Below are 12,761 nucleotides of genomic sequence, written 5' to 3'. Positions count from 1 at the left end.
CCTAGTAAGCTAATATTTTGTAGGGCGTTCCCTACTCTTCCAGTGGGTCAAGCAAAACCCCAGCGCTAGGACAATATGTCAATTGGCTACGAATTTTTCCATGCATTTCCTTTACCCCATAATTTTTGTATGGTGTAAGGAGCGTGGCTTGATCGGAGTTGTTCCAAGCTCTATGCAGTATGCCCAAAGAGATGACCCTGTTGAAAGAAATAGATAAAAGGACATTTTCTCGAGAGAGAAGTCACCACTTCCCACCTTTAAATCAACGAAATAGGTACGGCTGAAGCATGTCGGAACGAAAAAACCGTCAGAATATTGTCATGCCTGAAGGCATTTCCTTCTTGCCTCCAATTCAAGTCGGGTATGAAATCTACTATGAAAACATTGAGATTCAGGGCATTCAAGACCGGCAGACCATTGTCTGGCAATTTATCCAAGGCTCCAATCACCTGTTGGACTGGGAACAGGAACCGAGCAATCCCCAGAACCCTCATGCCATCAAGATATTTGGGGTATCAGAGCAAATATTTTCTACAAAACGGGATATGTTGGGGTATGTTCCTGATGATGTTGCCAAACAAATTGTGACTAGCGGGCTTTGGCCATTTTTGCAACTCAGGCTGGATCACATCTCTGTCGCAAATCAAGGGTTCATTGCCGTCCGGTTTCAAATCCTTGGGCCCATCAGGAAAAAAAACGATGACGAGAAAACACTTGCCGGACCAGGCATAAAGGGAGAGCACAGGAACACCAGGTCCACCAGACCAACACTGTTGTTTGATAGAGAATCTGACCGTCCAAAAGCACCTCGAAGCAAGGTCAAGCAGATAGCATTTTTTATCATCAGGGTTATCGTGATCACACTCGGCACCGCATTGGCCTTTGTAGGCGGAACAATGGGCACAGCGGCATGGCAAGCCAGGGGAAACCTCTTTGTATTGATGCTTGTTCCATTGGCATTGATCATCAGTGGAGGGCTGCTTATCTGGACCGGAATCAAACCCTCAAATTCAAAAGGAAAGAGCCCTACCTAGAATACGCCTTTGGACCAAACGAAAACGTGTTGTCCGGAAACCTCCTCGGAACGCCGGGCATCCCAGCCAAGGCAACCCGCAAGACGAGGGACATATCCCGTTGCTCCAACACCCTGGTTCATCCTTCAAGCCCTTCTCATCATTCTGAAAGGTGCATGTGGCAAATACCTATCACCTTTGGCTGGCACCTACTGGTCAGGCCTATGACATTCTCATGAAGACCATTACCGACTTGAGCAAAGCGTATCACGCTCCAGTCTTCGACCCGCATGTGACGCTCCTAGGTTCTCTTCCAGGCACAGAGGAGGCTATATCCGTTCGATGCTTAGAACTCGGAGGATTGCTTCCATCTTTTAATATTCTTCTGACTGAACCTGCCTATGGTGATCAGTACTTTCAATGTGTTTTCTTAAAAACTCAGATGACTCCAGCACTACTGAATGCACATGAACTGGCAAGAAGTCTGTTCGTCAAGGATCCCGGCCCCTATATGCCCCATCTCAGCCTATTATATGGTCATTATTCCATTGAACTGAAAGACAAAATCACGTCAGCTTTATCTCAAGTTTTACGCCTCAATTTCACAGTCAACAGATTCCACCTTATCCGGTCCAAGAGCGAACATCCCATGGACTGGACCTCAATGCTGACAGTTCCCTTAAGTGGATAAACTCTCCTTCCCTCTACCCATGACGTGAATAGAGGCGCGTTGCGCTTTAAGACCTCCCAGGTCAAGTCTTCGTCATTTCCTTGTACATGTCAGGACCTGTCCCGCCATCCACCCGGCATTGGAAGTCACGTACAAATCCATTTCCCTGACTGGAACAAATCCGATTGAATGCTGAGGTAGACCGCAGGGAAACGTTGGAGGAATCCCTGCCTTATAAGGCAGGGATTGGTTCTGACATTTCGGATGGAGAGATACCCGTTACGATTTGGTCAAGATTATCCAACACTTTTTGAATGTCTTCGGGTTTACCCAGGCTGATCTGGAAAAAGCTGGACATATCGGGGATTCCGTCAGCAATTTGTTTTGCGACTTCCACAAGTCCGTCAGGTTCAATGTCCAAAAGCTCCTTTGAGAATTGGATAGCCGATTGTATAGCCACCTCCGGCTGTTGGTGGCACCACATATCAGCCAACCGCCCCGACAACGCCACACATTGAATAGTTAACCGGGAAACCTCATCGCTACTGGACGCCAAGGAAGGGTCATGACTTCCTTTGACGGATTCTCGCAATAATTCTGGCAATTCCCACGTCTCGGCCAACCATGCCCCGATCTCGCAATGATCCGTTTTCCATCGATCTTGTTCCAACGCCTCAAGTGCCTGATGGTCCTGCGCAGCTTTTTTATATATCAACCCATATTCCATGCCTAACGCCTCGCTCATTACCAGCACGCCCAGGTCCTGTAATAATCCAGCAAGGAACACCTCTTCTTCGTTCGTGACCCGGACACGCTTGGCCAAAATCTTCGCGGCCAAACTCGCCAAAATACATCGATGCCAAAAATGGGTATGATCAAACGCTCCGCCACCCTTTTTTCGCAAGTCTCGATATAACGAAAAGCAAAACGCTAAGGTAGCAATAGAATTCATGCCCAATAACGTCACCGCATGGGTGACCGTCGTCACTTTATGACGACTGCCCCCGTAAAAACTGGAATTGGCCACATTCAACAACTTGGCAACAAAAGAAGGGTCTTTGCTTATGACGTCACCAATACGTTGGGCGGTAGTCCTCTCATCCCGACACAGTTGGAGTACCTGTAAGGGCAACGCGGGAATTGCCGGAAGGGTCTTGCAATTTTTTATACGTTGCAGAATCTGGGGATCCATTATTCGTCAAACCTCATGGCTTTTATCACCATTCACCATAACAGTATCCCTTCGAAACCCGATCATTCAGACATATCACCGTCTTGGCTTAAATCCTTAGATCGATTGTATGGGGAGTTCTTTTCCGAATGAGCACCAGGTAGTTGAAGGACAATCCGCTCCGGAATACGACCGGAAATCTACAAGTAATCAAAGGTTTTATCGGACAATGAGCACCTGACTTGAGGTAGAAACCAGCTTACGATGGGGCCGGTATTTCCCTCATACACACGACGGCAAACCAGGAAAAATCAACTTGGGAGGATTTAAACAAAAGGAATCGCAGAAAAATCAGAGATTTAGGGAATGAAGATGGGAAAAAGAATCTTGGGCTACCGGAAACACACAAAATCCATCAGGATTGGATATGCCCATAAAGGGTGGAAGGCGAAGCATCCCTGACAAGAACGGGCACCAGGTCTCCTGGTTGACGGACCTCGTTACCCTTGGGCCAGACAACCGTCACATTGTGGTCGCTATGTCCCATCCATTGAAGATCAGATTTTTTGGAATGCCCCTCCAGCATAACCTCCACAGTGGTGCCGATGAGTTCTTTATTTTTTGAAAGGGAAATTTCTTTTTGCAATTCGACGATCTGATTCGTCCGATATCCCTTCACCTGCTCAGGAACATCATCCACAAATTTTCTGGCCGCAATCGTGTGCTTTCGTTCAGAATATTTGAATACGAACGCCGCCTGATATCCCACCTCTTGCATGAGACGATAGGTCTCCTGGAACTCCTCATCGGTTTCTCCACAAAACCCACAAATGAGATCGGTGGTCAAAACAAGTGGGCCTTTCTTCCGAATGGCCTCAACCAGCTTACGGTACTCTCTTTGAGTGTATCCCCGCCCCATGCGTTCCAGAATTCGATCATTGGCCGATTGCAGCGGCAAATGAATCGTTTTGCAGATGGCGGGATGCTCCGCAACGGCTTCAAGCAGGGCTGGCGGAAAATCTTTGGGATGGGGAGACATAAACCGCACACGCTGAATCCCGGGAACATCCCCAACCGCTATTAACAATCTGGCAAAATCCCACTCCCCGGACCGGTAAGAATTGACATTTTGCCCCAATAGGGTGATTTGCCGAACTCCCTGACTGACCAATTGATGGGCTTCCTGAATAATCCCCTCCGGGTCTCGAGAACGTTCTCGTCCACGCGTATATGGCACCACGCAAAAGGAACAAAAATTATCACAGCCCCGCATCACCGCAATCCATCCATTAATTCCAGCCGGCCGGTCCGGAACGATGTGGGCATACGTTTCGTATTCGGACAGATCAACGGCCAACCCTCGTTTGCGATGCTCCAGCGCATCCATGAGAAGATCGGGCAGTCGCCGGTATCCATCTGGCCCGACCAGCACATCAATGAATGATCGAGTATCCATCAGCTCTTGTTTCAGATTCTGAGCCATACAGCCTAACACCCCGATGACTAAGCCTCGTTCCTGTTTTCTATTGGTATAACGGGCTAAATGGCCATACACGCGATTATGGGCATTCTCTCGAATGGCACAGGTGTTAAACAGAATAACATCGGCTTCATTATCATACGGAGTAAATTGAAATCCGCGGGTTTTTAACAATGAACGAACGATTTCCGAATCATATTCATTCATCTGACACCCGAAGGTCTCCATATACACCTGATAACTCCCTTTTTCAGGCAGATAGGTCCGAGCCTTCAAGCTGGTAGGGATGAGTAAAGGGGATCCGCTCACAACCATCGCCTTTCTATGAAACGCACACAAGTGAAGAAACAGAAAACAGATCCTTAGCCGGGGGAGAGAATTCAGAAGATGGCTCCAGCAATCCCAACGTGGTACCCGACATCATGCCGGTTACGACAACCGGTTGAATGGTATTACGCAGCGGATATGGAGAACGAACGGCCACACGAATATAATTATCCGTCAGCCCTGGCCAATAGCCCTCGGATTCCGCTGCTTCAAATAACACCGAGACTCGTTGCCCTAAAAACCGCTGATGGAAAGCCATTCGCTTGTGCTCGGATATTTCCCGCAATGCCCGACTCCGCTCTTTCGTCATTATTGGAGACACAGCATGCGGCAACTTGGTCGAGGCGGTACCGGGCCTGGGCGAGTAGCTAAACACATGCAAATACGCAAAAGGAAGATCCCGGACCACCGCTTCCGTATTCGCAAATTCTCGTGAGCCCTCCCCAGGAAACCCCACCAGCACATCCGTGCCAAAGCACAGATCTGGAATCCGCTTCAGAGCAGATTCCATGGCTTCCTGATACTCTCGAACCGAATAACGCCGATTCATGGCCTCCAATATACGATCGTCTCCGCTCTGTAAGGGCACATGTAAATACCGGCACAGCTTGGTGGAACTGCTCATATAGTCCAGAAGACTCTCAGGAACTGTCGTGGGTTCAATTGAGGAAATACGGATCCGCTCCAGGCCTTTAATGGCCTCAAATCGTTGAATGAGCACCAGGAGGTCGGCAACTCCATCCCGATATTGTCCGATGTTCACCCCCGTCAGCACTAACTCCCGATGCCCTCTTTCTACCAATTCCTCCGCCTCACGAACCGCATCATCCAGAAACCGACTCCGCTCTCGGCCTCTGGCAAAAGGAATCAGGCAAAACGAACACATAAACTGACACCCGTCCTGGATTTTCACATTTGCGCGAGTGGTGGTATAGGCTCCTACGCCTTCTATCGAAAAATTCTCTGGATCAATCCGCCCATGATGCACTAGTGGCACAGGCTGTTTTTTGAGCTGAGAAAATGGTGGAATGATCTCAGGAAGCCGCATTTTGAATTGATTGCCGACAATGAGGTCAATGTCGGCCATGCGGCGGAGCACTTCAAGGCCGGTCTGGGCATAACACCCGGTGACCGCTACAAAGGCGTGGGGGGAATGACGGAGGACCTGGCGAACGATTCGTCGGCAATCCACCTCAGCCCCTTCCGTGACTGTGCAGGTATTGATTACAAAAACATCCGTTTCCTGACCAAATTCTACCGGGAGAAACCCACTTTGGTGAAACCCGTCCTTGAGGACAGCCGTTTCAGCCTGGTTGAGTCGACACCCTAACGTATACAACGTCACCCGCGGTTGGGGTTGTGGAAAATCCTCAGAATTCATAGGCATGCCATTATAAAGAAGGCCTTTCCGCACAACAAGGCAGCGGGGAACCAGGTTTCCATTGTCGACCGAACATGCTAGTATTTTTTGAGAATCATAATGCAATTTGGCCCATTCGGGGATTACCCGACAGTCATCTATCGTCTGTCAAATTTGTCTCCCACCTCATTTCTATTTTTTATGACAAAAAGTCTGTGTTTGGATGTGGATCCAAGCCTGGCATTCCTATTGGTTCGAACCAGATGACCCTATCCGCCCATCCTGCTTCACATTCAAACAAACCCTCTCTCCTTACCCAATGAGTGACGGTTTCGGAAGACTCCTGATAGCTCGTTTTGTCGGCTTTCGGTTACCACCTGGCCAAATTGTGGCATTAGCTGCCCTCGGGCTCATTGTCTTCGGTGCCTGCCTGCTCATGCTTCCATTTGCCACGCATCCCGGAGTGAACATTTCATTCCTTGACGCGCTCTTCACTGCAACCTCGGCCGTCTGCGTGACGGGTCTCATCGTCATGGATACCCCACAAGATTTCACCCTGTTTGGACAAGGCGTGATTCTCGGGTTGATTCAGATTGGAGGATTAGGATACGCGTTAATGGCCACAATGATTTTGCTCATATTGGGGCGTCGACTTGGGTTACGAGACAGGATGATGCTCAGCGAATCGATGAATACCATGGATTTACAGGGATTGGTCCGGTTCGTGAAGCTAGTCGCCATAATTACCTTAGGGTTGGAGGGTATAGGCGCGTTGTTGCTCACGCTTCGCTTTGCCGTCGACGTTTCATGGGGGACAGCCGCCTATTACGGAATATTCCATGCCATTTCGGCATTTAATAATGCCGGGTTTGCCCTTTTTTCTGATAGCTTTAAGTCCTTTCAAACTGACTGGACCATCAATGGAATTATCACCATTTTAGTGATCTTCGGAAGCATCGGCTTTTTTGTCTTTGAAGATCTTCTCGGCTATCTTCGTGGGCAACGGTTTCGTCTACAGACACACACCAAATTGGTGTTGGTCACCACCGCCCTGCTTATCGTGGGTGGAACCGTAGGCATTACCATATTGGAGTGGAACAATCCCTCCACATTCCAATCCGCCTCCATCGGAACAAAGCTGACAATTTCCTACTTTCACTCAGTTTCCCGTACCGCAGGGTTTACATCGATGGACATCATCGACATGCGGGATGCCACACTCTATTTCCTGTTATTACTAATGGCCATCGGAGGATCGCCCGGCAGTATGGCAGGAGGCCTTAAAACAACCACTGCCGCCATCGTATTCCTAACTATGTTAAGCATGCTTCGTCGAGATAAAGACGTCGAAATCTTTCACAGGCGAATCCCTCAGGACCTCATTACCCGAGCCCTTTGTTTCACCATCCTCGCTTTTGTCATGATTACCGGCATGACCCTCCTGTTGGATTCTACGGAGTCGCAACCGTTTTTATTCCTGATGTTTGAGGTCACATCGGCCATGGGCATTGTGGGCATGTCTTTAGGAAATGGCGAAACACTAAGCTTATCAGCACTCTTTACCGATTTTGGAAAAGGCATGATTATGCTGTCCATGCTATTGGGCCGGTTCGGCCCATTGATGATCGGATTATTTGCCATAAAGACCATAGTCAGCAAGCCCTATCGATATGCCAAGGCCCGAGTGATTATCGGGTAAATCTGCTCAGGCAATCCTCCGCTGAAGTCTAAAAATAAAAAATGCCAGCGTCGGCAGTGGGAACAAGGCAAAGGGCAGGATCCACAACCACACATTTTTCCCTCTCACCCTTGCTTGATCATACATCCAGACAAAGATCCAAATCATTAATAACACATAGTTGGCCGTAATCCATTGAGTCGTTCGAACATGTAACTGGCTTTCCCCTCCCTCCCCGATCATGAGAAAAAACATTCCCTCTAACAAGACCAACGCCAACACTAACCCAAAAACCAAGGGTTTACTCCACACATACATGATTCGGCTCCTTCTTCAAAAAATAGGCCTCCTAATCTCCCATGGACCATAGCTGGTCCACCTGCCACAAACCTCTTAACGTGGCATATGATACCGCAGCAAATCAAAATGTTCTCCCAGAGACGTCCTGTCGATCCCGTCGTGACCTCTTTCATTCCGAACTCATTTTTTCCTCTATGACCTTTTTGATTATTGATGTTTGACGAATTGTCGTGAGAACCACAAACGGCAATCTGAAAATTTTTAGCAATTTTTCTACTTCTTGAATAGTCTTCGTGTGCATAACTTGTTTGGCTAGAATTTCAGGCTGTTGATAACCATAAAAATTCATTCAGAACTCCGCACGAAATATTAAGTTTTTTGAACTCACATGTTCTGCACAGAAATCCCCATCAAGTAGGCACCAGTCACAACATTTAGTATTGACATTTTTTTCTATCCGCTATAGATTGTGGGCCATTGGTTTATACCAATTATTTCTTCCGGTTTCATTTTTCCTATTTTCCTTGATGTGTGCAGGCATTTGGCAGAAGCCAATTCTTTCCTGCTAGAGGCCAGTCATTCGCCGAAACACTGCATTGATGGCTTCTGGTTGCACTGCTTATTGTATGAACTCCACGTTCCGTGAGAGCATACTTGGCAGTAAAGAGGCACAATTCCACTGTGCTCTCTTTGGAAGGCAGGGATGCCAGATGAGGCGGAAAAAATGACCGAAGAATTACCCCTCAGGTTTTCAGTCTCTTCCAAAAGGAGCTCTACATGAAAATTGACCGTCGATTCACAAAAACGGGTGAAAGTCCGTATCAGACCATTCCCTTCTCAACCAGATCCTCAGAAATCCGGAACCCGGATGGCTCGGCCGTGTTCCATCAAGACAACATTCTGGCACCGGAACATTGGTCTCAACTGGCAGTGGACATTTTAGCCCAAAAATACTTTCGTAAAGCCGGGGTTCCCCAATTTGACGATCAAGGACATCCAGTCCTCAATGAGAAAGGTGGCCCCCTGCTGGGAGGGGAACGTGATGCGCGGCAAGTGTTCCATCGACTGGCAGGCTGTTGGACGGAATGGGGCACGACCCATCATTACTTTGATACTCCTGAAGATGCCGAAACCTTTAAAGACGAACTGAGTTACATGTTGGCCTGGCAAATGGCCGCGCCGAACTCTCCCCAATGGTTTAACACCGGACTCCACTTTGCCTACGGCCTGTCTGGACCTTCACAGGGACATTTCTTCGTGGACCCAAATACCCATAGGGTTAAACAAGCCCGCAACGCGTATGAGCGCCCTCAAGTCCATGCCTGCTTTATCCAATCGATCTCTGATGATTTGGTCAATGAAGGCGGGATTATGGATCTGTGGGTTCGGGAAGCCCGCCTGTTCAAATACGGGTCTGGAACCGGTACCAATTTTTCCAAATTACGGGCCGATGGAGAATCGTTATCCGGAGGCGGTCGATCGTCAGGACTCATGTCCTTTCTCAAAATCGGCGATCGGGCCGCTGGTGCCATTAAATCGGGAGGGACGACTCGCCGCGCCGCCAAAATGGTGTGCCTGGATTTAGATCATCCCGATATTGAAGAATTTATTGATTGGAAAGTTATAGAAGAACAAAAGGTGGCGGCCATGGTCACCGGATCAAAAGTCTGCGCACGTCACCTGAACGCCATCTTAAAAGCCTGTCACGCCCCACGTCAGGACGGGAGCACCCAGGTCGATACCAATCCCCGAGATAACCATTCCTTACGTGAGGCAATTCAAGCCGCACGGGAAGTCGCGGTGCCTGAACCCTATATTCACCGGATGTTCAGCTACGCCCAGGAAGGGTTTACCCATTTCGTGTTCCATGAATATGACACCAATTGGGATAGCAAAGCCTATCAGACGGTCTCCGGGCAAAACTCGAATAATAGCATCAGAATTCCGAATGAATTTTTTGAGACCCTTCAGGCAGGCGGGGATTGGAAGTTGACCAGACGCACCGACGGTGCAGTCTGCAAGACCATGCCGGCAAAAGAATTATGGGATCGAATCGCCTGGGCGGCCTGGATCTGCGCCGATCCCGGCGTGCAATATGACACTACCATTAACGAATGGCACACCTGTCCCCAGGATGGTCGGATTAATGCCTCGAATCCTTGCAGCGAATACATGTTTTTAGATGATACCGCCTGCAACCTGGCCTCCCTCAATTTAGGGCGATTCCTGACAACAGAAGGACAGTTTGATATTGACGGCTTTCGACATGCCGTCCGGTTGTGGACGATTGTCCTGGAAATCAGCGTGCTGATGGCAGGATTCCCCGGCCGCGCGATTGCCGAAAAAAGCTTTGCCTTTAGAACCCTCGGTCTCGGCTATGCCAACTTGGGCTCCATTCTCATGAAAATTGGGATTCCCTATGATTCGCCACAGGCCTTAGCCTGGAGTGGCGCCATTACGTCCCTGATGACCGGGGAGTCCTATGCCACATCCGCAGAAATGGCCAAAGAATTAGGGCACTTTAACGCCTATCCACGTAATGCCGAAGCCATGCTTCGAGTCATGCGGAACCATCGTCGAGCAGCCTACAATGCTCCGCATGATGAATATGAGGGGCTCACCATCCCGCCAATAGGCATACAACCTGAGCAATGTCCTCAAACCCTCGTACAAGCCGCGCAAACATCATGGGACCGGGCATTGGAACTGGGTGAACAATACGGGTATCGAAACGCACAAGCCACCGTCATCGCGCCGACCGGCACAATCGGCTTAGTCATGGATTGCGACACCACCGGAATCGAGCCGGATTTTGCCCTGGTCAAATTCAAGAAACTGGCCGGGGGTGGCTACTTTAAAATTATCAATCAAAGTCTTCCACCGGCTTTACGGCATCTGGGATACAGCTCAAGCCAGATTCAAGATATCATCACCTATGCGACGGGGACCCGGACACTCAAACAAGCCCCCTTTATCAACCATGATACCTTGCAAACCAAAGGATTTGACCGTGCGGTATTGGAACGCATGGAGGCCACGCTGGACGGAGCCTTTGATATTCACTTCGCGTTTAATAAATGGACCCTCACTGAGGAATTCTGTCGTGAAAAATTAGGTCTGACCGAATCTCAACTTCAGAGTCCTCAATTAAATATTCTCAAAATTCTCGGCTTCACTCAGGAAGAAATTCTTGCGGCAACGGACTTTTGCTGTGGCACCATGACCGTTGAAGGCGCTCCACATCTCAAACCGGAACATCTGCCAATTTTTGATTGTGCCAACCGGTGCGGGCGTATAGGACAACGATTTATTTCTCCACCGGCCCATATCCGGATGATGGCAGCCGCCCAGCCATTCATCAGCGGGGCCATTAGCAAAACCATCAATATGCCGGCCGAGGCGTCCGTGGAATCGGTTAAAGAGGCCTATATGCTGTCCTGGACTTCCATGGTCAAAGCCGTGGCCCTGTATCGGGATGGGTCGAAACTCAGCCAACCGCTGAATACCGTCAGTGAATGGGGTGATTTATCTGCTCAAAATGAGCACATCGCCTCCGTTGCAAAACAAGCGGCTTCCCGCGTGCTGGTCCGTTACCTGGCGAAACGCCGTCCCCTCCCGACCCGTCGAGCCGGCTATACCCAAAAGGCGATTGTCGGTGGTCATAAAATCTATCTCCGAACCGGAGAATACGAAGACGGAACCCTGGGAGAAATTTTCCTGGATATGCATAAAGAGGGAGCCGCCTTTCGAAGTCTGATGAACTGTTTCGCCATTGCGATTTCCCTCGGATTCCAACATGGCGTCCCTCTTGAAGAATATGTGGACGCATTTGTGTTCACCCGTTTCGAGCCCAACGGGCCGGTTAAGCTCAACGACCACATCAAAATGTCGACCTCGATCATTGATTACATTTTCCGTGAACTGGCGATCACCTACTTGGACCGGCACGATTTGGAACAGGTCGCCCCTGAAGATCTTCGCGTGGATGCCCTCAAGAAGGAAACGGATATGCCGGATGAAGGCGAAGAAGGCTTAGTGGACCCACGCTCCCTCAGCTCAACCTCAATCAGTCCCGAAATCTTTCCTTCTCGAAAATCGGTGGGCAACGGAGTTGGGAAAAACGGAGAGCATGGGAAAGTCGCCAGAAAAGTTGAAATGAAACGCGAGACCCTCACCATCACGGAAGTACAGGAAGCCAGGCAAAAAGGCTATGAAGGCGATCCCTGTCCGGAGTGCAAACAGTTCACCATGGTTCGAAACGGGACCTGTTTAAAGTGTGACACCTGCGGCTCGACCAACGGGTGTTCGTAAAAAACTTTAGATATGAAAGAAAGGCCGGCCATGCCAATAAAGAAAAAATTCATATGCCAAACATGCAGCACAGAATATATTGTGGTGTATCACCGTACCGCTTCATATCCGGGCATTGTGATAACGGACTTGCGCGGGAAAAAATTATCCGAACCTTTGACTTGTCAGAGATGCAAGCAAAAACGATCATTTAATGATCAAGGATTTAATCCATTAAGCCTTGAAAAATAAGACTCAATAGAAAATTCTTTGTGGAGACTCATTTCTCTTTGGTCTTGCCTGGCACTCTGGAAGAATGATCAATCCATTAGTCGAAGGGTTAAATCTATCCGGCGTTCTTTGCATTCAAAGAACGCCGGAAGGTCAGAATTCCATAGATGCATTTTAGCCCTAGAGTCATGACCGTAAAGGAAGTGGCAGCTCCTTCGGTGCGGGTTTTTCTTCAGGTTTT

Annotated in this window: 8 protein-coding genes; 4 read left to right on the top strand and 4 right to left on the bottom strand. The window is 48.9% G+C overall.

What is annotated here, in order from left to right; genetic code table 11:
* Positions 1 to 287 precede the first annotated feature (287 nt).
* Both AAH187_RS16990 and AAH187_RS16985 read left to right on the top strand, forming a co-directional pair.
* Positions 288 to 1,034, top strand: coding sequence for a hypothetical protein (locus AAH187_RS16990; protein WP_342349672.1), 747 nt, complete (start codon positions 288 to 290; stop codon positions 1,032 to 1,034).
* 157 nt (positions 1,035 to 1,191) lie between these two features.
* Positions 1,192 to 1,704 carry a 2'-5' RNA ligase family protein gene (locus AAH187_RS16985; protein WP_342349671.1) on the top strand — a complete coding sequence of 171 codons (513 nt, stop codon included), beginning with the start codon at positions 1,192 to 1,194 and terminating at the stop codon, positions 1,702 to 1,704.
* Between the two features lie 211 nt (positions 1,705 to 1,915).
* Here the strand turns inward: AAH187_RS16985 and AAH187_RS16980 are convergent, their stop codons facing one another.
* From AAH187_RS16980 to mtaB, 3 genes are all read right to left on the bottom strand, one after another.
* Complete coding sequence (locus tag AAH187_RS16980; RefSeq protein ID WP_342349670.1) at positions 1,916 to 2,875, bottom strand: HDOD domain-containing protein; 960 nt, start codon at positions 2,873 to 2,875, stop codon at positions 1,916 to 1,918.
* 394 nt (positions 2,876 to 3,269) lie between these two features.
* Complete coding sequence (gene miaB, locus AAH187_RS16975; RefSeq protein ID WP_342349669.1) at positions 3,270 to 4,643, bottom strand: tRNA (N6-isopentenyl adenosine(37)-C2)-methylthiotransferase MiaB; 1,374 nt, start codon at positions 4,641 to 4,643, stop codon at positions 3,270 to 3,272.
* A 13-nt stretch (positions 4,644 to 4,656) separates the two neighbouring features.
* Positions 4,657 to 6,042 carry a tRNA (N(6)-L-threonylcarbamoyladenosine(37)-C(2))-methylthiotransferase MtaB gene (gene mtaB, locus AAH187_RS16970; RefSeq protein WP_342349668.1) on the bottom strand — a complete coding sequence of 462 codons (1,386 nt, stop codon included), beginning with the start codon at positions 6,040 to 6,042 and terminating at the stop codon, positions 4,657 to 4,659.
* A gap of 367 nt (positions 6,043 to 6,409) precedes the next feature.
* Here mtaB and AAH187_RS16965 point away from each other — a divergent pair, with 367 nt between their 5' ends.
* Positions 6,410 to 7,720 (top strand): TrkH family potassium uptake protein, encoded by a 1,311-nt coding sequence (locus AAH187_RS16965; protein ID WP_342349667.1) that lies wholly within the window; start codon positions 6,410 to 6,412, stop codon positions 7,718 to 7,720.
* 6 nt (positions 7,721 to 7,726) lie between these two features.
* On the opposite strand, the gene AAH187_RS16960 is transcribed toward AAH187_RS16965, so the two are convergent.
* Positions 7,727 to 8,017 carry a hypothetical protein gene (locus tag AAH187_RS16960; protein ID WP_342349666.1) on the bottom strand — a complete coding sequence of 97 codons (291 nt, stop codon included), beginning with the start codon at positions 8,015 to 8,017 and terminating at the stop codon, positions 7,727 to 7,729.
* Positions 8,018 to 8,776: 759 nt separating this feature from the next.
* Here AAH187_RS16960 and AAH187_RS16955 point away from each other — a divergent pair.
* Positions 8,777 to 12,310, top strand: coding sequence for a vitamin B12-dependent ribonucleotide reductase (locus tag AAH187_RS16955; protein WP_342349665.1), 3,534 nt, complete (start codon positions 8,777 to 8,779; stop codon positions 12,308 to 12,310).
* Positions 12,311 to 12,761: the final 451 nt, after the last annotated feature.

Source organism: uncultured Nitrospira sp. (assembly GCA_902500695.1).
Classification (GTDB): domain Bacteria; phylum Nitrospirota; class Nitrospiria; order Nitrospirales; family UBA8639; genus Nitrospira_E.
This window is presented reverse-complemented; position numbering and strand designations above follow the sequence as displayed.